Here is a 21,663-nt window from a genome sequence, read left to right as displayed (position 1 = left end):
ACGGCGCAACAGGTCGTCCTGTTCACGAGCCATCAGCGCAGCCCCTCCAACCAGGGATCGAGCCCACCGAAGGCATCATTGAATGTGCGATCAAGTTGTAACGGGGTAATCGAAACATAACCTTGCATCACCGCATGAAAGTCCGTGCCCGGTCCGCCATCCTCGGCGTCGCCCGCTGCGGCAATCCAGTAGCCTTCCCTGCCACGGGGATCGACCACTTTCAACGGTGCCGCCGCGCGCGCGCGATGGCCCAGGCGGGTCAACTGGATACCGCGAATATGGTCCAGGGGCAGATTGGGGATATTGACGTTGAGCACCGTACGCGGCGGCAGCACCAGCGTGCCGTGGGCCTCGACCAGCTTGCGCGCAAAATACGCAGCGGTCGCCAGGTTATCCACCTGCCGCGACGCCAGCGAAAAAGCGAAAGCCGTGCGCCCCAGGAAGCGCCCTTCAAGGGCCGCCGCCACAGTGCCGGAGTACAACACGTCATCGCCCAGGTTGGCGCCCAGGTTGATCCCGGAAACCACCAGGTCCGGCTCATCGGCCAGCAAGCTGTTGATCGCCAGGTGCACGCAATCGGTCGGCGTGCCATTGACGCTGATAAAGCCGTTGGCCAGCGTCTGCGGGTGCAAGGGACGGTCGAGCGTCAGCGAACTGCTGGCGCCGCTTTTGTCCTGGTCGGGGGCAACCACCACGCACTCGGCGTAATCCGCCAGCGCAGCATGAAGCGCGGCAAGGCCGGGTGCGGTGACCCCGTCGTCGTTAGATATCAGAATACGCATGGGCTGTCCGTCTGCCCCACCGGCACCAGATCAACAAGCTCGCGCACCAAGACAGTGGCGAAGCATCCGGCCGGCAGGACGAATTCCAATTGCAGAATGTCAGTCTCGGGATAATGCCACGTCAACCCGCCAATGGGCAGTCGCAGAATGCGACGTTCCTGGCTCATGCCGGCTTTGGCCAGCCAATCGCACAGGTCCGCCTCGCTCGCAGCAACCGCTTGTTCCAGTTCATGGGTGGCGCCAGTGGCGGGCGAATCGCCTTCACCCCATTGCGGGCCGGTGGGATGCAGGTCGAGGATCGCCAGGCGTGGATCGCTGCACTCCGCCTCCCCCGCCGGGAAAAAGCTGCGGCTATCGGTGAATGCCAGCAGGTCACCGACCTGGGCCCGCTGCCACGAACCATCGGCAACCCGTGCCGCCAACACTTTATTGAACACAAAACTGCGCGCCGTCGACAGCAGGCGCGAACGCACATTGCGCTGCTCCGGCAGCGCCTTGCGGGCCGCCCAGTCGCGGGCATCGACGACATTGCCGCCGTTGTGGCCAAAGCGCTGGGAGCCGAAATAATTGGGAATCCCGTGCTTGGCGATCAATTGCAGGCGCGCATCGATAGCAGCCTGGTCGCCCGCCAGTTGGGTCAGGCGCAGGGTAAAACCGTTGGCCGAATGTGCACCACGCTGCAACTTGCGTTTGTGGCGAGCGGTCTTGAGAATCTTCAGGGTGTCGTTTTGCGCCGCGCTCAAGTCGGGATCGGCCTTGCCCGGTAACTGCACGCTGAACCACTGGCGCGTCAGCGCCTGGCGATCCTTGAGGCCGGCATAGCTGACAGTGCGCAACGGCACACCGGCCGCCTTGGCAATGCGCCGCGCAGCCTCTTCAGTGTTCAGCCCGCGCTTTTCGACCCACAACCACAGGTGCTCACCCTCGCCAGTCAGCGGGATATCCAGCACTTCATCCACCTGGAAATCTTCGGCCGTGGCCTTGAGCGCCGCGCTGCCCAGTGCCTCGCCATAGGCCCTAGGGCCCAACAATTGCAGGTCGTTCATGCGCGCAACAACAAGGCGACGGAGTGCACCGCGATGCCCTCTTCACGACCAGTAAACCCGAGCTTTTCGGTAGTGGTGGCTTTCACGTTGACTTGATCCAGTTCTATTTGCAGGTCGGCGGCAATCACGGCGCGCATCGATTCGATATGCGGCGCCATCTTTGGCGCCTGGGCAACGATGGTGTTATCGACATTGCCGACCTTCCAGCCTTTGGCATGGATCAGGCCGACCACATGCCGCAGCAGCACGCGGCTGTCCGCGCCCTTGAAAGTGGGGTCGGTGTCCGGAAAGTGTTTGCCGATATCCCCCAACGCCGCTGCGCCGAGCAAGGCATCGCTCAAGGCATGCAGCACAACGTCGCCGTCGGAATGAGCCAGCAACCCATGGTGGTGCGCAATGCGCACGCCGCCCAGGGTGATGAAGTCGCCTTCGGCGAAACGGTGCACATCATAGCCGTGGCCAATACGCATAAAAAAACGCCCCGATTTAATTCAGGGCGTGATTCTACCTACTTTTGCCGGACATTAACCGAGCAAAGCACGTCCATGATGACGCAAGTGGTCCTCGATGAAGCTGGCGATAAAGAAGTAGCTGTGGTCATAGCCCGGTTGCAGGCGCAGCTCCAGCGGATGGCCCGCCGCCTTGGCAGCCTGCAACAAGGCCTCGGGCTTGAGTTGGGTGGCCAGGAAGTCGTCGCGATCGCCCTGATCCACCAGCAATGGCAGCTTTTGCGAGGCTTCGCTGATCAGCACGCAGGCGTCCCATTCGCGCCACTTGGAGCGCTCTTCCCCCAGGTAGCGAGAAAAGGCTTTTTGGCCCCAAGGGCAATCCATCGGATTATTGATGGGCGAAAAGGCCGACACCGACTGATAGCGCCCCGGATTGCGCAAGGCACACACCAACGCACCGTGCCCGCCCATGGAGTGGCCACTGATGCCGCGCTTGTCGCAAGCCGGGAAATGCGCTTCAACTAACGCCGGCAATTCCTGCACGACATAGTCGTGCATCCGATAATGCTTGCTCCAAGGTTCCTGCGTGGCATTCAGGTAGAACCCGGCCCCCAGGCCAAAGTCCCAGGCGTTGTCCGGATCCCCCGGCACACCCGGCCCACGAGGGCTGGTATCCGGCGCGACGATGATCATTCCCAGCTCGGCCGCCACACGATGCGCGCCAGCCTTCTGCATGAAGTTTTCATCGGTACAGGTCAGCCCCGACAGCCAGTACAACACCGGCAGCTTGCCGCCCTGCTCCGCCTGGGGCGGCAGGTAGACGGCGAAGGTCATGTCGCAGTCCAGCACCTCGGAATGATGCTTGTAACGCTTGTGCCAGCCGCCGAAGCTCTTCTGGCATGACAGGTTTTCCAGACTCATGGCCGACCTCAGAAATGGATGACGGTGCGAATGCTCTTGCCTTCATGCATCAGGTCGAAAGCCTTGTTGATATCTTCCAGGCCCATGGTGTGGGTGATGAAGGTATCCAGGGGGATTTCGCCGGTCTGGGCCATTTCCACGTAGCTTGGCAACTCGCTGCGGCCACGCACGCCACCGAATGCCGAACCGCGCCAGACGCGGCCGGTCACCAGTTGGAACGGACGGGTGGCAATTTCCTGACCGGCACCGGCGACACCGATGATCACCGACTCGCCCCAGCCTTTGTGGCAGCACTCAAGTGCGGCGCGCATCAGTTGTACATTGCCAATGCACTCGAAGGAAAAGTCCACGCCGCCGTCGGTCAAATCGACAATCACATCCTGAATCGGGCGGTCGTAGTCTTTCGGGTTGATGCAATCGGTGGCGCCCAGTTGCTTGGCAATCTCGAACTTGGCCGGGTTGATATCGATGGCGATGATACGACCGGCCTTGGCTTTCACCGCGCCGATCACAGCCGACAAGCCAATCCCGCCCAGGCCGAAGATGGCAACGGTATCGCCTGGCTTGACCTTGGCGGTGTTGATCACCGCACCGATGCCAGTGGTAACGCCACAACCCAGCAGGCAGACTTTTTCCAGCGGGGCTTCTTTAGGAATCTTGGCCACGGAGATTTCCGGCAGCACGGTGTACTCGGAAAAGGTCGAAGTCCCCATGTAGTGGAAAATCGGCTGACCCTTGTAGGAAAAACGCGTGGTGCCGTCCGGCATCAGACCTTTGCCCTGGGTTGCGCGGATGGCCTGGCACAGGTTGGTCTTGCCCGACAGGCAGAATTTGCACTTGCCACATTCCGGGGTGTACAGCGGGATCACGTGGTCGCCCACCGCTACCGAGGTCACACCCTCGCCAATGGCTTCGACCACTGCGCCGCCTTCGTGGCCCAGGATCGACGGGAAAATACCTTCAGGATCGGCGCCCGACAGGGTGTAGGCATCGGTATGGCAAACCCCGGAAGCGACCACACGCAGCAGGACTTCGCCAGCCTTGGGCATGGCCACATCCACTTCCACGATCTCCAGCGGTTTCTTGGCTTCAAAGGCGACAGCGGCGCGTGACTTGATCATCCGGGTTTCTCCAGGGGCTTGAAAAGTGAGACGGGCAGTGTAAAACATGGCCCACTGATTAATAATCCAGGCAAAAGCAAAACATTATTGCCATACAGGGACAATCTGCATGCTGGAAAACCGCTGGGAAGGCATCGATGAATTCGTCGCCGTGGCCGAATGCAGCCAATTCACCGCCGCAGCAGAACGTCTTGGAGTGTCTTCGTCGCATATCAGCCGCCAGGTGGCACGCCTGGAGGAGCGCCTGCAAACCCGCTTGCTCTATCGCAGTACCCGGCGGGTGACGCTGACCGAGGCCGGCCAGACCTTCCTCCAGCATTGCCAGCGCCTGCAAGACGGGCGTGAAGAAGCCTTGCGCGCCGTGGGCGACCTGACCAGCGAGCCCAAGGGCATGTTGCGCATGACCTGCGCGGTGGCCTATGGCGAACGTTTTATCGTGCCACTGGTTACACGCTTCATGGGGCTGTATCCGCAATTGCGGGTGGATATCGAACTGAGCAACCGCCCGCTCGACCTGGTGCATGAAGGCCTGGACCTGGCGATTCGCCTGGGGCGCCTGCAGGACTCGCGAATGGTCGCCAGCCGCCTGGCACCGCGGCGCATGTATCTGTGCGCGTCGCCGTCGTACCTGGAAAGGTATGGACGCCCACATAGCTTGTCGGAACTGAGCCGGCATAACTGCCTGATCGGCAGCTCGGATATTTGGCAATTGGCCCAGGATGGGCGCGAATTCTCCCAAAGGGTGCAGGGAAACTGGCGCTGCAACAGTGGGCAGGCAGTGCTGGATGCGGCGTTGCAGGGGGTGGGGTTGTGTCAGTTGCCGGATTATTACGTGCTGGAGCACTTGCACAGCGGGGCGCTGGTTTCACTGCTTGAGGCCCATCAACCGCCAAATACCGCAGTGTGGGCGCTGTATCCGCAGCAGCGGCATTTGTCGCCGAAGGTGCGCAAGTTAGTGGATTACCTAAAGGAAGGGCTGGCTGGGCGGCCGGAGTATGGCGGGTGATCTGGAGTGCCAGACCCGGCCTCATCGCAGGCAAGCCAGCTCCCACACTTGGCCGCATATACCTGCTGGAATGCGGTCAAGTGTGGGAGCTGGCTTGCCTGCGATAGAGTCAACTCGGTGTAACTGATTAGCTACGATTGGCCCATCGCAACCTGAGCCACTCCAGGTCCTCTGGCCGGGTCACCTTGATATTGTCCGCGCGCCCTTCCACCAGACGCGGCGCCTGGCCGGACCATTCCATGGCCGAGGCTTCGTCGGTGATAACTGCGTCGGCCACCAGGCTATCGGCCAAGGCACGATGCAGCGCACCCAGGCGGAACATTTGCGGCGTGTAGGCTTGCCAGATCAGGCTGCGGTCAATGGTTTCCACGACCCGCCCGTGCTTGTCGACACGCTTGAGGGTGTCGCGGGCCGGCACAGCCAGCAAGCCGCCTACAGGGTCGTGCGCCAACTCCGCCAACAACGTGTCGAGGTCCTCGCGGCTCAGGTTCGGCCGGGCGGCATCGTGCACCAGCACCCAGTCGTCATCGCTGGCGCCCAAGGCATTGAGTTGCAGCAACGCATTGAGTACCGAGCCTGAACGCTGCGAACCACCGTCCGCGCGCTGGATGCGCGGGTCGCCAGCACACGCCAGGCTTGGCCAATAAGGATCATCCACAGCCAGACTGACCACCAGCCCCTTGAGGCTCGGATGGTCGAGGAAACAGCCCAGGCTGTGTTCAAGAATAGTGCGCCCGCCCAACTGCAGATACTGCTTGGGACGGTCTGCGGCCATACGGGCACCGACGCCCGCGGCAGGAATCACGGCCCAGAAGGCCGGCAAACAGGAACTCATTGGGCCAACTGGTAGAGGGTTTCGCCCTCCTTGACCATGCCCAATTCATGACGAGCCCGCTCTTCGACGGTCTCCATGCCTTTTTTCAACTCAAGCACTTCGGCATCGAGTACACGGTTGCGCTCCAGCAACACCTCGTTCTCGGCGTGCTGCGCGGCAATTTGCTGGGTCAGGTCGGTTACCTGCGCCAGGCTGCCATTGCCCACCCAAAGGCGGTACTGCAGGCCAGCCAGCAGCAAGAGCAAGACGAGGAACAACCAATTGGGACTGCGCATCGAATATCGGGTATCCAGTGAAAAAAGACAGCCATGCAAAACTTTTGAAGCAACTGATAGCACGAAGCCTGGAAGAACCAGGCTCGTGCTTGATAGGCATCAGATTAGTGCGCAAATTCACTCTTCAGCGAGTTTTCCGACACAATCCGTTGTCTTTTTACCATCAACTACTCAGCCGCGAAACTCACCGCGACCGTTGTATTTGGCTTTACCGCCCAATTGCTCTTCGATACGCAGCAGTTGGTTGTACTTGGAAACGCGGTCGGAACGGCACAGGGAACCGGTTTTGATCTGGCCCGCCGAGGTACCCACGGCCAGGTCGGCAATGGTCGAGTCTTCGGTTTCGCCGGAGCGGTGCGAGATCACGGCGGTGTAGCCCGCGGCCTTGGCCATCTGGATAGCTTCCAGGGTTTCGGTCAGGGTGCCGATCTGGTTGAACTTGATCAGGATCGAGTTGGCGATCTTCTTGTCGATGCCTTCTTTCAGGATCTTGGTGTTGGTCACGAACAGGTCGTCGCCAACCAGCTGGATCTTCTCGCCGATCTTGTCGGTGAGGATTTTCCAACCGTCCCAGTCGGACTCGTCCAAGCCGTCTTCGATCGAAATGATCGGGTAGCGTTGGGTCAGGCCCTTCAGGTATTCAGCGAAACCTTCGGAGTTGAACACCTGGCCTTCGCCAGACAGGTTGTACTTGCCATCTTCATAAAACTCGCTGGCCGCGCAGTCCAGGGCCAGGGTCACGTCGGTGCCCAGCTTGTAGCCAGCGTTGGCCACCGCTTCGGAGATCACTTTCAGTGCATCTTCGTTGGACGCCAGGTTCGGTGCGAAACCACCTTCGTCGCCCACAGCAGTGCTCAGGCCACGGGCCTTCAGCACAGCTTTGAGGTGATGGAAGATCTCGGTGCCCATGCGCAGGCCTTCGGAGAAGGTCTTGGCGCCGACTGGCTGCACCATGAATTCCTGGATATCGACGTTGTTGTCCGCGTGTTCGCCACCGTTGATGATGTTCATCATCGGCACCGGCATGGAGTACACGCCCGGAGTGCCGTTCAGGTTGGCAATGTGCGCGTACAGCGGCAGGTCTTGATCCTGTGCAGCGGCCTTGGCAGCCGCCAGGGATACGGCGAGGATCGCATTGGCGCCGAGGCTGCCTTTGTTTTCAGTGCCGTCGAGCTTGATCATCGCGTGGTCCAGGGCTTTCTGGTCCAGCGGGTCCTTGCCCAGCAACAGGTCGCGGATCGGACCGTTGATGTTGGCTACCGCCTTGAGGACACCCTTGCCCAGGTAACGGCTCTTGTCGCCATCACGCAGTTCCAGCGCTTCGCGCGAACCGGTGGAAGCACCGGACGGCGCGCAGGCGCTGCCGATGATACCGTTATCGAGAAGCACGTCGGCTTCGACGGTGGGGTTGCCACGGGAGTCGAGAACTTCACGACCTTTGATGTCGACGATTTTTGCCATTGTTGTAAACACTCCAAAGTTGACGAAAACGACGCAGCTGAAGGAAATCTTTTGACCGACCGCAAGGGTGGAACAACGGGGCAGGCTTGCAGGCGACAAGGCCCAGGCCCTGGAACCTGAGCATAAAGCGCGGAAAGTTTACCGGAGAAACGCGGGTTACGCGGTCTCTACTGTCGGAAAACTCTTGACCAGTTCGTCCAATTGCTTGAGCTGGGCCAGGAATGGCTCCAACTTGTCCAGGCGCAGGGCACAAGGACCGTCGCACTTGGCGTTGTCCGGGTCCGGGTGGGCTTCCAGGAACAGGCCAGCCAGGGACTGGCTGATACCGGCCTTGGCCAGGTCCAGCACCTGGGCACGTCGCCCACCGGCAGAATCTGCGCGACCACCGGGCATTTGCAGCGCGTGGGTCACGTCGAAGAATACCGGGTATTCGAACTGTTTCATGATGCCGAAACCGAGCATGTCCACCACGAGGTTGTTGTAGCCGAAGCTCGAACCACGCTCGCAGAGGATCAACTGGTCGTTACCCGCTTCCACGCACTTGTTCAGGATGTGTTTCATTTCCTGGGGCGCGAGGAACTGGGCTTTCTTGATATTGATCACAGCGCCGGTCTTGGCCATCGCGACCACCAGGTCGGTCTGGCGCGACAGGAAGGCCGGCAACTGGATGATGTCGCACACCTCGGCGACCACGGCCGCCTGCTCAGGCTCGTGGACGTCGGTGATGATCGGCACGCCGAAGGCTTGCTTGATGTCCTGGAAGATCCGCATGCCTTCTTCAAGGCCCGGGCCGCGATAGGAGGTCACGGACGAACGGTTGGCCTTGTCGAAGCTGGCCTTGAATACATAAGGGATACCCAGTTTCTCGGTAACCTTTACGTACTCTTCACAGACCTGCATCGCCATATCGCGGCTTTCCAGCACGTTCATGCCGCCAAACAGCACCATGGGCTTGTCGTTGGCAATCTCGATGTCGCCTACGCGAATGATCTTCTGGGCCATCAGGTTTACGCCTTCTTCTGATGTTGCGTCAGTGCAGCCTTGACGAAACCGCTGAACAACGGGTGACCGTCGCGCGGGGTCGACGTGAACTCAGGGTGGAACTGGCAAGCGACGAACCATGGATGATCCGGGGCTTCGACCACTTCAACCAGCTTGCCGTCACCGGAGCGACCGGAGATTTTCAGGCCGGCTTCCTTGATCTGCGGCAGCAGGTTGTTGTTCACCTCATAACGATGACGGTGACGCTCGACAATCACGTCCTTGCCATAGCAGTCGTGCACCAGCGAACCGGACTCCAGCAGGCAATCCTGTGCGCCCAGACGCATGGTGCCGCCCAGGTCGGAGGTTTCGGTGCGGGTTTCGACAGCGCCGGTGGCATCTTCCCACTCGGTGATCAGGCCCACGACCGGGTGGCCGCTGGTGTGATCGAACTCGGTGGAGTTGGCATCTTTCCAGCCCAGCACGTTACGGGCGAACTCGATGACGGCCACTTGCATGCCCAGGCAGATACCCAGGTACGGCACCTTGTTCTCGCGAGCGTACTGCACCGCAGTGATCTTGCCTTCCACGCCACGCAGGCCGAAACCGCCTGGTACGAGGATCGCGTCAACACCTTCGAGCAGGGCGGTGCCCTGGTTCTCGATATCTTCGGAATCGATGTAGCGCAGGTTGACCTTGGTCCGGTTGCTGATGCCCGCGTGGCTCATCGCCTCGATCAGCGACTTGTACGCGTCCAGCAGTTCCATGTACTTGCCGACCATGGCGATGGTCACTTCGTGCTCAGGGTTGAGCTTGGCGTCAACCACCGCTTCCCACTCGGACAAGTCCGCGCCGCCGCATTGCAGGCCGAAACGCTCGACCACAAAATCATCCAGGCCTTGGGAATGCAGGATGCCCGGGATCTTGTAGATGGTGTCGGCGTCTTCCAGGGCAATCACCGCACGCTCTTCAACGTTGGTGAACTGGGCGATCTTGCGACGCGAGGAAATGTCGATCGGGTGATCGGAGCGGCACACCAGCACGTCCGGCTGCAGGCCGATGGAACGCAGTTCCTTGACCGAATGCTGGGTTGGCTTGGTTTTGGTTTCGCCGGCAGTGGCGATGTATGGCACCAGCGTCAGGTGCATCAGCATCGCGCGCTTGGCGCCGACTTCGAAACGCAATTGGCGGATGGCTTCGAGGAACGGCTGGGATTCGATGTCACCCACGGTGCCACCGATCTCGACCATCGCCACGTCGGCATCGCCTGCACCCTTGATGATGCGGCGCTTGATTTCGTCGGTGATGTGCGGGATCACCTGGATGGTTGCACCCAGGTAGTCACCACGGCGCTCTTTGCGCAGCACGTGCTCGTAGACACGGCCAGTGGTGAAGTTGTTGTTCTGGGTCATGGTCGTGCGGATGAACCGCTCGTAGTGGCCCAGGTCCAGGTCGGTCTCGGCGCCGTCATGGGTGACGAACACTTCACCGTGCTGGAACGGGCTCATGGTGCCCGGGTCGACGTTGATGTACGGGTCCAGCTTGAGCATGGTGACCTTAAGTCCCCGCGCCTCCAGGATGGCCGCCAACGAAGCGGAGGCAATGCCTTTCCCCAATGAAGAAACAACACCGCCCGTGACGAATATGTAGCGCGTCATGAAAAACCCTAGAAGTCTGCGTTAAAGCGGTCGGAGCCGCCGGGGAAAGCGAAGGAAGGCCGAAGCCCCCGATCACCTGCATTAATCACAGTGCACCTTTCAAAAAAACCGCCGCGTTGTGACAGACCAGCAATGGAACACCGGTACGTTGATCGCTACACATTTTTTGGAATCGCCCAGCAAAGACTGCTTGGTAATCGGCAACGACTGTGTTTCAGGAGAATCCACAGAAGTTGTATCAAGAAGGGAGCGTAGTCTACCGGAAAGGCGCTATCAGCTCAAACCTTGATCGCAGGTTGGTGGCGCCCAATGTAATTGCCAGTCATCCCCCTGCCCTGTCGAGGCCCTCGCCAGGTTGGCCACGGCCAGTAGCCGGGAGCCCTGGTACAGCAGCGGCAATCTGCCACGGATAAAACCCGGCACCGCACTTTCGTTGAGCAAACGCTTGAGGTCACGCCGGCCACGACCTGGCACTTCCATGACTTCACCGCCCTGGCGGTAGCCGATGCTCAAAGGGCCTTCAGGGGCATTTGCGCTGAAATACAGCTGGCCGTTGCCAGGTAACTGTAGTGGGTTTTGCGGGTGTGGCCAGCTTAGCGCAGTGTCGGAAAATTCCGACCAAGCGGCAGGCACCCACCAGATGCGATCGTTGCAACGGTGCAATTGGCCGTCGGCCAAACGCCAAACCGGCTGTGCGTCAGCCTTGGCATCACGCAGGGTATTCCAGCCGACCCAGTGCTCGCTGTCGGGCAAGGGCGTCAGGGGCGCCAGCCAGTAACGCAGGGCATTGCGCTGCCGGGCGTCGGAAAGATCACGTAACGGCGCAAGCGCCAACGAGGGCAGCGCCAGCCAGGGAAATGCCGATGGCAACTGGGCGGCCTGCACATCCAATTGCGCCAGCTCATCGAGCAACCCTTGGGCCTGCGCCAGATGCCCTGCGGTCCGCGCCAGGGTATTTACCGCTTGGGGCCAGCGCGCAGTGAGCTGCGGGAACACTTGATGACGCAGATAATTGCGGGAGAAACGTGAGTCACCGTTGGACGGGTCTTCGATCCAGCTCAGTTGCTGTTCGCGAGCGTAGGTTTCCAGCTCGGCCCGCGACACGTCCAGCAGCGGCCGCGCCAGCCAGCCTTCGCCCAAGGGACGCTGTACTGGCATGCCAGTGAGGCCCCGCACCCCGGCGCCCCGCAGCAGGCGGAACAACAGGGTTTCGGCCTGATCGTCACGGTGCTGGCCTGTGAGTAGCAATTCCCCTGGAGCGATCGCTTCGGCAAACGCCTGGTAGCGCGCATCACGGGCCGCACGCTCGAGGCTTGCACCTGCCTGCACTTGCACAGGCATGATCCGCAGCGACACACCTGCGGCATCACAGACCGCCTGACAATGCGCTGGCCACGCGTCAGCCGCAGCCTGGAGGCCATGGTGAACGTGGATCGCCTGCAGGGGCGGCAGGGACTGGTTTTTTGCCAGATCGGCGAGAAGGTGCAGCAGGACCGTCGAGTCGAGCCCGCCGGAGAAAGCGATATGCCAGGCCGAGGCGTTGCGCCACGGGGCGAGGGTCTGCAGAAGTTTGGCGGTTAGAGTTGGTTTCATCGCACGTTACCGCCACAAAACTGGAATACGTTAACCAAGCATATACAAAGCAAATGTGGGAGCGGGCTTGCCCGCGATAGCGGTGTACCAGTCAACCAATCTGGCACTGACACATTGCTATCGCGAGCAAGCCCGCTCCCACATGGGTAACGCAGTGGCTTAGAGACCGTAGCTCATCAGGCGCTCGTAACGACGGGCCAGCAGTGCCTCGTTGTCGAACTTCTTGAGCATGTCCAGCTGCGCACAGAGCTCAGCGCGGATGGTGGCCGACGCAGCAGCCGGGTCGCGATGGGCGCCGCCCAGGGGCTCGGCGATTACTTTGTCGACAATGCCCAGGCCTTTGAGGCGATCAGCGGTGATACCCATGGCTTCGGCAGCATCCGGAGCCTTTTCTGCGGTTTTCCACAGGATCGAGGCGCAACCTTCCGGCGAGATCACCGCGTAGGTGGAATACTGCAGCATGTTCAATTGGTCGCAGACGCCAATGGCCAACGCACCGCCGGAACCGCCTTCACCAATCACGGTCGCGATGATCGGGGTTTTCAGGCGTGCCATCACCCGCAGGTTCCAGGCAATCGCTTCGCTCTGGTTGCGCTCTTCAGCGTCGATACCTGGGTAGGCACCCGGGGTGTCGATAAAGGTCAGGATCGGCATCTTGAAGCGTTCAGCCATCTCCATCAGGCGGCAAGCCTTGCGGTAGCCTTCTGGACGCGGCATGCCGAAGTTGCGACGCACTTTCTCGCGCACTTCGCGGCCTTTCTGGTGACCGATCACCATCACGGGCTGGTCGTCGAGGCGGGCAATACCGCCGACAATCGCCGCGTCATCGGAGAAGTGACGGTCGCCGTGCAACTCGTCAAACTCGGTGAAGATGTGATCGATGTAGTCCAGGGTATACGGACGGCGTGGGTGGCGGGCCAGGCGCGCGATCTGCCAGCTGGTCAGCTTGCCGAAGATGTCTTCGGTGAGCGTCTTGCTCTTGTCTTGCAGGCGGGAGATTTCATCGCCGATATTCAGCGAATTGTCATTGCCGACCAGGCGCAGCTCTTCGATCTTGGCTTGCAGGTCAGCGATCGGCTGTTCGAAATCAAGAAAATTCGGGTTCATAAGCGTCCGTCTTGGGTCGACGGCCAGGGAGTGCCTGGCCAGCCGGTTGTCTATTCGCGCCCTACCTTAAGGGAGAGGCGCGTCAAGGTCGAGATTAAATGTTGAGTCGAGGTCAGGGGTACAAGGGCAGCCCTGACCGTCAACGGTATTGGAGGAAGACGTTGTCACGCCCGAACTGGTCACGCAATGCTTGAATCAAGCCATCAGCCGGGTCAATTCGCCACGTCTCGCCGAACTGCAACATCGCCTTGGCGTCGTTGCCGGTGTACTCCATGGTCACCGGGCACGCGCCACGGTGACGTTTGAGCAGATCCCCCAGCCAGCGTAGCTGATCGCCCTTGAGCGCCTCGGTTTTGACCTTCAGGCGCAGGCTTTCGGCCAGGTTGGTACGGGCATCTTCCATGCTCATCACCCGCTTGATCCGCAGGCGCAGGCCGCCGGAGAAGTCATCGTTGCTGACCTCCCCTTCCACCACCACCATCGCGTCGGTCTGCAGCAGCGACTGCGCGGAGTGGAAGGCGTCGGCAAACAGCGACGCTTCGATACGCCCGGAGCGATCGTCGAGGGTGATGAAACCCATCTTGTCGCCCTTTTTGTTCTTCATCACTCGCAAGGCAATGATCATCCCGGCGACAGTCTGGGTATCGCGCGCCGGCTTCAGGTCGATGATGCGCTGGCGGGCAAATCGGCGGATCTCGCCTTCATATTCATCAATCGGGTGACCGGTGAGGTACAGGCCCAGTGTGTCTTTTTCACCCTTGAGCCGCTCCTTGAGGGTCAGCTCCTTGGCCTTGCGGTGGTTGGCATACACATCGGCGTCTTCTTCGACGAACAGCCCGCCAAACAGGTCGGCATGCCCACTGTCGTGGGTCCGGGCAGTTTGTTCGGCAGCCTTGATCGCTTCTTCCATGGCGGTCAGCAGTACCGCGCGATTACGGTCGATATTGGCCTGGTAGGCCTTCGGCTCGTCATGGAAATACGGCCCGAGGCGGTCAAGTGCACCGCTGCGGATCAGGCCATCGAGGGTACGTTTGTTGATGCGCTTGAGGTCGACCCGAGCGCAGAAGTCGAACAGATCCTTGAAAGGACCGTCCTGGCGCGCCTCGGTAATCGCCTCGACCGGGCCCTCGCCCACGCCTTTGATCGCGCCCAGGCCGTAGATAATGCGGCCTTCGTCGTTCACGGTGAACTTGAACTCCGAGGCGTTCACGTCCGGCGCGTCGAGACGCAGCTTCATGGTCCGCACTTCTTCGATCAAGGTCACGACCTTGTCGGTGTTGTGCATATCCGCCGAAAGCACCGCAGCCATGAACGGCGCCGGGTAGTGGGCTTTCAGCCAGGCAGTCTGGTATGACACCAGGCCGTAGGCAGCGGAGTGGGATTTGTTGAAGCCATAACCGGCGAATTTTTCCACCAGGTCGAAGATGTTACCGGCAAGGTCAGCGTCGATATTGTTGGTGGCGCAACCTTCAATGAAACCGCCGCGCTGCTTGGCCATTTCCTCGGGCTTTTTCTTACCCATGGCGCGACGCAGCATGTCTGCACCGCCGAGGGTGTAGCCGGCCATGACCTGGGCGATCTGCATCACCTGTTCCTGATACAGGATGATGCCGTAGGTCGGTGCCAGTACTGGCTTGAGGCCCTCGTACTGGTAATCGGAGTGCGGGTAGGCCAGTTCGGCGCGCCCGTGCTTACGGTTGATAAAGTCGTCAACCATGCCCGATTGCAGCGGGCCCGGACGGAACAGGGCCACCAGTGCGATCAAGTCTTCCAGGCAGTCGGGCTTGAGCTTTTTGATCAGCTCCTTCATGCCGCGGGACTCAAGCTGGAACACCGCGGTGGTCTCGGCCTTTTGCAGCAGGGCGTAGGTCGGCTTGTCGTCCAGCGGGATAAAGGCGATATCCAGCGGCGCCTCATCGACCTTGGCTCGCTCGCGGTTGATGGTCTTGAGCGCCCAATCGATGATCGTCAGGGTCCGCAGGCCGAGGAAGTCGAACTTCACCAGGCCGGCCGCCTCGACGTCATCCTTGTCGAACTGGGTTACCAGGCCACCGCCCTCTTCGTCGCAATAGATCGGCGAAAAGTCTGTGAGTTTGGTCGGCGCGATTACCACACCACCGGCGTGCTTGCCGACGTTACGCACCACGCCTTCAAGCTTGCGGGCCATGTCCCAGATTTCGGCAGCTTCTTCATCGACCTTGATGAAGTCACGCAGGATTTCTTCCTGTTCGTAGGCCTTTTCCAGGGTCATGCCGACTTCGAAAGGAATCATCTTCGACAGTCGATCCGCCAGGCCGTAGGACTTGCCCTGCACCCGTGCCACGTCGCGGATTACCGCCTTGGCAGCCATGGAACCGAAGGTAATGATCTGGCTTACCGCGTTGCGACCGTATTTTTCGGCCACATATTCAATAACCCGGTCGCGACCATCCATGCAGAAGTCGACGTCGAAGTCGGGCATCGATACCCGTTCCGGGTTCAGGAACCGTTCGAACAGCAGGTCATATTCCAGCGGATCGAGGTCGGTGATCTTCTGCACATAGGCCACCAGCGACCCGGCACCCGACCCCCGGCCAGGCCCCACCGGCACGCCGTTGCTTTTGGCCCACTGGATAAAGTCCATTACGATCAGGAAGTAACCGGGGAACCCCATCTGGATGATGATATCCAGCTCGAAATTCAGCCGGTCGACATACACCTGGCGCTTGGCTTCGTAATCCTCAGTCGTGTCTTTGGGCAGCAGAACGGATAGACGCTCTTCCAGGCCATCAAAGGACACCTTGCGGAAATACTCATCGATGGTCATGCCATCGGGAATCGGGAAGTTGGGCAGGAAGTGCTTGCCCAGCTTCACTTCAATGTTGCAGCGCTTGGCAATTTCGACGGAGTTTTCCAGCGCCTCGGGCAGGTCACTGAACAGCTCGGCCATTTCCTCGGCACTCTTGAGGTATTGCTCTTCGCTGTAGTTTTTCGAGCGACGCGGATCGTCCAGCGCCCGCCCTTCACCGATGCACACGCGGGTTTCGTGGGCCTCGAAGTCTTCCTTCTTGATAAAGCGCACATCGTTGGTAGCCACCAGCGGTGCACCCAGCTTTTCGGCCAGGGCCACGGCGGCATGCAAGTGCTCTTCGTCGTTGGGGCGGTTGGTGCGCTGCACTTCCAGATAGAAGCGACCTGGGAAGACCTGCATCCACTCGCTCGCCAGCACTTGTGCCTCGTGCGGATTACCGCCGAGCAGCGCGATCCCGATCTCGCCCTCTTTAGCCGCCGATAGCATGATCAGGCCTTCGCTGGCCTCGGCGACCCATTCGCGCTCGATGATGATCGAGCCATTGCGCTGGCCGTCGATGAAACCACGGGAAATCAGTTCAGTCAGGTTGCGATAGCCCACGCCATTCATCGCCAACAGGCTGATACGGCTCAGGGCGTTGTCAGGGTCTTTGTTGGACAGCCACAAGTCGGCGCCGCAGATCGGCTTGATCCCGGCGCCCATGGCATTCTTGTAGAACTTGACCAGGGAACACATGTTGTTCTGGTCAGTGACCGCAACGGCAGGCATGTTCATGCCCACCAGGGTTTTGACCAGCGGTTTGATCCGTACCAGGCCGTCGACCAGGGAGTATTCAGTGTGCAGGCGCAGGTGAACGAATGAAGCCGGCATAGTGATCCTGTCTAGATACGTGTGAAAACAACAAGGCCCGGATTGTACCGGGCCTTGAGTAAAACATCAGCCTGCGCCTAAATCTCGACCAGGCTTTCGCGCACCTCGTAAGCCTGGCGGACCGGGGCGAACGAGCGGCGGTGGATCGGTGTCGGGCCCAATCGCGCCAGGGCTTCCAGATGAACGGGCGTCGGGTAGCCTTTGTGGCCACCGATGCCATAGCCCGGATAGATCAACTCGAACGCCGCCATTTCACGGTCGCGACTGACCTTGGCCAGGATCGATGCGGCGGCAATCGCCGGAACCTTGCTATCCCCCTTGACCACTGCTTCGGCGGGCATCGCCAACTTCGGGCAGCGATTACCGTCGATCATCGCCAGCTTCGGGGTGATGTGCAGGCCCTCGACGGCGCGTTGCATGGCCAGCATCGTGGCATGGAGAATATTCAGCGCGTCGATTTCCTCGACCTCAGCCCTGGCGATATGCCAACTAAGGGCCTTTTCGCAAATTTCGTCAAAAAGCTTTTCACGACGGGCTTCGGTGAGCTTCTTCGAATCGTTGAGGCCGAGAATCGGGCGACTCGGGTCAAGAATCACCGCCGCAGTCACCACCGCGCCACACAGCGGGCCGCGCCCTACTTCATCGACACCGGCGACCAATTCGTGTGTTTGAGCGACCAGGCTGAAATCCAGGCCCATTTGCGTCTTCATAGGGTTTCCTGCTGGCGGCCGATCAACGTCAATACAGCATCTGCTGCCTGGTTCGACGCATCACGGCGCAAGGTACGGTGAATTTCGTCAAACCCACGGGTCTGCTCTTCGCCGCCGTCGATCAACGGCGCAATGGTCTGGGCCAATGCTTCGGGCGTCGCAGCGTCCTGCAGCAACTCCGGTACCAACAAACGCTGGGCAAGCAAGTTGGGCAAGGAGATGTAGGGACTTTTGACCATGCGCTTGAGAATCCAGTAGGTCAGCGGTGCCAATCGATAGGCAACGACCATTGGGCGCTTGTAGAGCAACGCTTCCAGCGTGGCCGTACCGGAAGCGATCAACACCGCATCACACGCAGCCAGGGCCAGGTGCGAACCGCCGTCGAGCAGCGTCAACGGCAGGTCGCGCCCCACCAGCAAGGCTTCGATCTGTGCGCGCCGCTGCGGGCTGGCGCACGGCAGCACAAACCGCACACCCGGTTTCAAGGCCAGCAAGCGCTCGGCTGCATCGAAAAACAATGCGCCCAGGCGACCGACTTCACCGCCACGACTGCCAGGCATCAACGCCACCAACGGCCCGTCGGGCAGCCCCAATTCGGCGCGGGCGGCGGCACGGTCAGCCTGCAGCGGGATGGTATCGGCCAGGGTATGGCCGACAAACCTTACCGGCACGCCCTGCTCTTCGTAGAATCGCGCCTCGAAAGGCAACAGGGTCAGCATCAGGTCGCAGCCTTCGCGGATTTTCAAGACACGCTTCTGCCGCCATGCCCACACGGAGGGGCTGACGTAATGGACGGTCTTGATTCCGGCCTGACGCAGTTTGAGTTCGATATTGAGGGTGAAGTCCGGGGCGTCGATACCGATAAAGACGTCCGGTTTTTCTGCAATCAGGGTCTGGATCAGCAGTTTGCGCCGAGCCAGTAGCTCGCGCAGGCGCCCCAATACTTCCACCAGCCCCATGACCGACAACCGCTCCATGGGAAAGTAGGAAGTCAGACCTTCAGCCTGCATCAATGGGCCACCGACCCCGATGAATTCCACCGCAGGATGCTGCGCCTTTATAGCGCGCATCAGGCCCGCGCCCAAGATATCGCCGGAAGCTTCTCCGGCCACCAATGCAATACGCAGCGTGGCCATGATCAGCGGGTGATGCCGCGAGTCGATGCCTGGATCGAATCACGGAATATGGCAACTTCGGGAAACAGCGCCGCCGGCTCGGCCAACTCGCCCAGGGCCTGGTCAACCGTCAGCCCCTGGCGATAGACCACCTTGTAGGCGCGACGCAGGGCGTGGATCGCTTCTTCGCTGAAACCACGTCGGCGCATGCCTTCGAAGTTCATGCTGCGGGCTTCGGCTGGGTTGCCAAATACCGTGACGAACGCCGGGACATCCTTGCCAATAGCAGTACCCATGCCGGAAAAGCTGTGAGCGCCGATATGGCAGTACTGATGCACCAGGGTGAAACCGGACAGGATCGCCCAGTCGTCAACATGTACATGGCCGGCCAGCGCGGTGTTATTGACCAGGATGCAGTGGTTGCCAATCACGCTGTCGTGGCCGATGTGCGCGTAGGCCATCACCAGGTTGTGATCGCCCAGGGTGGTTTCTGCCCGGTCCTGCACAGTGCCACGATGAATGGTCACGCCTTCACGAATGATGTTGTGATCACCGATTACCAGGCGGGTTTCTTCACCCTTGTACTTCATGTCCGGCGTGTCTTCGCCTACCGAGGAAAACTGGTAGATGCGGTTGTGTTTGCCAATGCGGGTCGGACCCTTGAGGATCACGTGTGGCCCGATGACTGTCCCCTCGCCGATTTCCACACCTGCGCCGATGATCGACCAAGGGCCGACCTCAACGTCGGCGGCCAGCACGGCCGTCGGATCGATGATTGCGCGAGGGTCAATCAAACTCATAGTTTGCGTTCCGCACAGATGATTTCGGCGGAGCACACAGGCTTGCCGTCAACGGAGGCCTGGCATTCGAATTTCCAGATCTGGCGCTTGCAGCTCACGAACTTGGCTTCCAGGATCAACTGGTCGCCTGGGGTGACCGGATTGCGGAAACGCAGCTTGTCGGAGCCCACGAAATAGTAAAGCGTGCCATCAGCAGGCTTCAGGTCGAGCATTTTAAAACCCAGGATGCCAGCGGCCTGCGCCATCGCCTCGATGATCAATACGCCCGGCATGATTGGATGCGCGGGGAAGTGACCATTGAAAAATGGTTCATTGATGCTGACATTCTTGTAGGCACGAATGCGCTTTTCCTCAACATTCAGCTCCACTACACGGTCCACCAGCAGGAACGGGTAACGGTGAGGCAGGTATTCGCGAATCTCGTTGATGTCCATCATTTCGGGGGGAAGCCTGTAATAAAGATTGGGGGCGCGCGGACTAAGGCACGCCCCTCTAGCAAATCAAGAAGGCAGTCTAGCTGCTGTGCACACTTGATATGGAAATGGTATCAGCCATCTGATGAAACATTACTGCCAGGGGTCACGTCCCCAACACGCTTTTCCAGATGTTTCAGGCGCCGCGCCATGTCGTCGAGCTGCCTTAAACGGGCCGCGCTCTTGCGCCACTCAGCCGCGGGTTGCATCGCCGTACCGGAAGAATAGGCCCCAGGCTCGGTAATCGAATGGGTCACCATGGTCATGCCGGTAATGAATACGTTGTCGCAGACTTCAATATGGCCCACCAAACCGACACCGCCGGCGAGCATGCAATGCTTGCCGATCTTGGTGCTGCCGGAGATGCCGACGCACGCCGCCATGGCCGTGTGATCGCCAATCTGCACGTTGTGGGCGATCTGGATCTGGTTGTCGAGCTTCACACCATTGCCAATCACGGTATCGGCCAGGGCCCCGCGATCAACGGCAGTGTTGACGCCAATCTCCACATCATCACCGATCAGCACACCGCCGACCTGGGCAATCTTCTGCCAGATGCCTTTCTCGTTGGCGAAGCCGAAGCCCTCGCCACCGATCACGGCACCCGACTGAATCACCACCCGCTGCCCGATACGCACATCGTGGTACAGGGTCACGCGTGGTGCGAGCCAGCCACCTGCGGCGATTTCGCTGCGGGCACCGATAAAGCAATGGGCACCAACCGTCACGCCTGCACCAATGCGCGCACCGCTCTCGATCACCGCGAATGCACCAATGCTCGCCGCAGGATCAACCTGTGCGTCGTCGGCAATCACCGCAGACGGATGAATGCCTGGAGCGGCCTTGGGCTTGGGGTCGAACAGGTGGGAAACCCGCGCGTAAGCAGCGTAAGGGTCGGGCACCACCAGCGCATCCCCGGCAAACGTCTCGGCGTCAGCGGCCTTCAGCAATACTGCTGCAGCCTGGCTGTCGCCCAGGTATTTACGGTATTGGGGATTTGCAAGGAAGCTCAACTGAGCTGGGCCAGCCTCCTGCAAGGTGGCTAGCCCAGTGATTTCCTTCTCCTTGGAGCCACGCAAGGTGGCCCCCAGGAACTCGGCCAACTCGCCGAGTTTGATAGTCGCGGTCATGGCTTACTTCAGCTGGTTCATGCGCTCGATCACCTGGCGGGTGATGTCGTATTGAGGCTTGACGTCGATCACGGCGCCACGCTCGAAGACCAGGTCAAAGGCACCTTTCTTGATGACTTCTTCCACAGCGCTGTCGAGTTTTGGCTTCAGTTGCTTGAGCATTTCACGGTCAGCAACAGCCTTGGCCTCGTTCAGTTCCTTGGACTGGAACTGATAGTCACGGGCCTTTTGCTTGAACTCAAGCTCCAGACGCTCGCGCTCGCCTTGCTGCATTTTGTCACCGCCGGCGACCAGGCGATCCTGGATGCCCTTGGCACTGCTTTCCAGGGTCTTGAGTTTGGTCAGTTGCGGACCGAATTTTTTCTCGGCATCCACGGCGTACTTCTTGGCCGCATCGGATTCCAGCAGGGCCATCTGATAGTTCAGGACGGCGATTTTCATTTCGGCAAACGCCGGGGTTGCGACCAGCACGGTTGCCAGAAGAACCAATTGAGTCAACTTACGCACGATGCACTCCTACAGAATCCGTTGTCGTTATC

20 protein-coding genes are annotated in these 21,663 nt (G+C 60.1%); 1 reads left to right on the top strand and 19 read right to left on the bottom strand.

Annotated elements, in window-relative coordinates; genetic code table 11:
- Window positions 1-32 precede the first annotated feature (32 nt).
- Genes surE through BHC62_RS18475 form a run of 5 tightly spaced genes read right to left on the bottom strand, consistent with a single transcriptional unit; the run spans window position 33 to window position 4,319 of the window.
- Window positions 33-782 (bottom strand): 5'/3'-nucleotidase SurE, encoded by a 750-nt coding sequence (gene surE, locus BHC62_RS18495; protein ID WP_029297237.1) that lies wholly within the window; start codon window positions 780-782, stop codon window positions 33-35.
- Window positions 770-1,828, bottom strand: a complete 1,059-nt coding sequence (gene truD, locus BHC62_RS18490) for a tRNA pseudouridine(13) synthase TruD (protein WP_029297239.1) — start codon at window positions 1,826-1,828, stop codon at window positions 770-772. The genes surE and truD overlap by 13 nt, the downstream gene beginning before the upstream one ends.
- Window positions 1,825-2,298: a 2-C-methyl-D-erythritol 2,4-cyclodiphosphate synthase gene (gene ispF, locus BHC62_RS18485; protein WP_029297241.1), complete on the bottom strand. Its 474-nt coding sequence runs from the start codon at window positions 2,296-2,298 to the stop codon at window positions 1,825-1,827. Before ispF ends, truD begins: the two co-directional genes overlap by 4 nt.
- Window positions 2,299-2,352: 54 nt before the next feature.
- Entirely contained in the window at window positions 2,353-3,198 is an 846-nt protein-coding gene (fghA, locus tag BHC62_RS18480) for an S-formylglutathione hydrolase (RefSeq protein WP_029297243.1), read from the bottom strand.
- 8 nt (window positions 3,199-3,206) lie between these two features.
- Window positions 3,207-4,319 (bottom strand): S-(hydroxymethyl)glutathione dehydrogenase/class III alcohol dehydrogenase, encoded by a 1,113-nt coding sequence (locus BHC62_RS18475; protein ID WP_029297245.1) that lies wholly within the window; start codon window positions 4,317-4,319, stop codon window positions 3,207-3,209.
- 109 nt (window positions 4,320-4,428) lie between these two features.
- On the opposite strand from BHC62_RS18475, the gene BHC62_RS18470 reads away from it, so the two are divergent.
- On the top strand, window positions 4,429-5,325 hold the full coding sequence (locus tag BHC62_RS18470; RefSeq protein ID WP_070995747.1) for a LysR substrate-binding domain-containing protein: 897 nt from the start codon (window positions 4,429-4,431) through the stop codon (window positions 5,323-5,325).
- Window positions 5,326-5,452: 127 nt separating this feature from the next.
- Here the strand turns inward: BHC62_RS18470 and ispD are convergent, their stop codons facing one another.
- The 14 genes from ispD to BHC62_RS18400 form a co-directional block, all read right to left on the bottom strand.
- Window positions 5,453-6,160 (bottom strand): 2-C-methyl-D-erythritol 4-phosphate cytidylyltransferase, encoded by a 708-nt coding sequence (gene ispD, locus BHC62_RS18465; RefSeq protein ID WP_029297249.1) that lies wholly within the window; start codon window positions 6,158-6,160, stop codon window positions 5,453-5,455.
- A complete protein-coding gene (gene ftsB / locus BHC62_RS18460; RefSeq protein WP_029297251.1) occupies window positions 6,157-6,435 on the bottom strand; it encodes a cell division protein FtsB in 279 nt (92 codons plus the stop codon). Before ftsB ends, ispD begins: the two co-directional genes overlap by 4 nt.
- A 171-nt stretch (window positions 6,436-6,606) precedes the next feature.
- Window positions 6,607-7,896, bottom strand: a complete 1,290-nt coding sequence (gene eno / locus BHC62_RS18455; protein WP_029297253.1) for a phosphopyruvate hydratase — start codon at window positions 7,894-7,896, stop codon at window positions 6,607-6,609.
- Between the two features lie 156 nt (window positions 7,897-8,052).
- The gene (kdsA, locus tag BHC62_RS18450; RefSeq protein ID WP_010212442.1) at window positions 8,053-8,898 is read right to left on the bottom strand and encodes a 3-deoxy-8-phosphooctulonate synthase; all 846 of its coding nucleotides are present in this window, start codon (window positions 8,896-8,898) and stop codon (window positions 8,053-8,055) included.
- Window positions 8,899-8,903: 5 nt separating this feature from the next.
- Window positions 8,904-10,535, bottom strand: coding sequence for a CTP synthase (locus BHC62_RS18445; RefSeq protein WP_070995746.1), 1,632 nt, complete (start codon window positions 10,533-10,535; stop codon window positions 8,904-8,906).
- 273 nt (window positions 10,536-10,808) lie between these two features.
- Window positions 10,809-12,128, bottom strand: coding sequence for a tRNA lysidine(34) synthetase TilS (tilS, locus tag BHC62_RS18440; protein ID WP_070995745.1), 1,320 nt, complete (start codon window positions 12,126-12,128; stop codon window positions 10,809-10,811).
- A 159-nt stretch (window positions 12,129-12,287) separates the two neighbouring features.
- Entirely contained in the window at window positions 12,288-13,235 is a 948-nt protein-coding gene (locus BHC62_RS18435; protein ID WP_029297260.1) for an acetyl-CoA carboxylase carboxyltransferase subunit alpha, read from the bottom strand.
- A 139-nt stretch (window positions 13,236-13,374) separates the two neighbouring features.
- Window positions 13,375-16,896 (bottom strand): DNA polymerase III subunit alpha, encoded by a 3,522-nt coding sequence (dnaE, locus tag BHC62_RS18430; RefSeq protein WP_029297262.1) that lies wholly within the window; start codon window positions 16,894-16,896, stop codon window positions 13,375-13,377.
- A 77-nt stretch (window positions 16,897-16,973) separates the two neighbouring features.
- Window positions 16,974-17,606: a ribonuclease HII gene (rnhB, locus tag BHC62_RS18425; protein ID WP_070995744.1), complete on the bottom strand. Its 633-nt coding sequence runs from the start codon at window positions 17,604-17,606 to the stop codon at window positions 16,974-16,976.
- Window positions 17,603-18,742: a lipid-A-disaccharide synthase gene (gene lpxB, locus BHC62_RS18420; protein WP_070995743.1), complete on the bottom strand. Its 1,140-nt coding sequence runs from the start codon at window positions 18,740-18,742 to the stop codon at window positions 17,603-17,605. The genes rnhB and lpxB overlap by 4 nt, the downstream gene beginning before the upstream one ends.
- A gap of 2 nt (window positions 18,743-18,744) precedes the next feature.
- On the bottom strand, window positions 18,745-19,521 hold the full coding sequence (lpxA, locus tag BHC62_RS18415) for an acyl-ACP--UDP-N-acetylglucosamine O-acyltransferase (protein ID WP_029297268.1): 777 nt from the start codon (window positions 19,519-19,521) through the stop codon (window positions 18,745-18,747).
- Window positions 19,518-19,958 carry a 3-hydroxyacyl-ACP dehydratase FabZ gene (gene fabZ, locus BHC62_RS18410; protein ID WP_029297270.1) on the bottom strand — a complete coding sequence of 147 codons (441 nt, stop codon included), beginning with the start codon at window positions 19,956-19,958 and terminating at the stop codon, window positions 19,518-19,520. The genes lpxA and fabZ overlap by 4 nt, the downstream gene beginning before the upstream one ends.
- A 110-nt stretch (window positions 19,959-20,068) precedes the next feature.
- Window positions 20,069-21,124, bottom strand: coding sequence for a UDP-3-O-(3-hydroxymyristoyl)glucosamine N-acyltransferase (lpxD, locus tag BHC62_RS18405; protein ID WP_070995742.1), 1,056 nt, complete (start codon window positions 21,122-21,124; stop codon window positions 20,069-20,071).
- 3 nt (window positions 21,125-21,127) lie between these two features.
- Window positions 21,128-21,631, bottom strand: a complete 504-nt coding sequence (locus BHC62_RS18400) for an OmpH family outer membrane protein (protein WP_003219314.1) — start codon at window positions 21,629-21,631, stop codon at window positions 21,128-21,130.
- Between the last annotated feature and the right edge of the window lie 32 nt (window positions 21,632-21,663).

The organism is Pseudomonas sp. 06C 126, from assembly GCF_001855215.1.
GTDB lineage: Bacteria > Pseudomonadota > Gammaproteobacteria > Pseudomonadales > Pseudomonadaceae > Aquipseudomonas > Aquipseudomonas proteolytica.
This window is presented reverse-complemented; position numbering and strand designations above follow the sequence as displayed.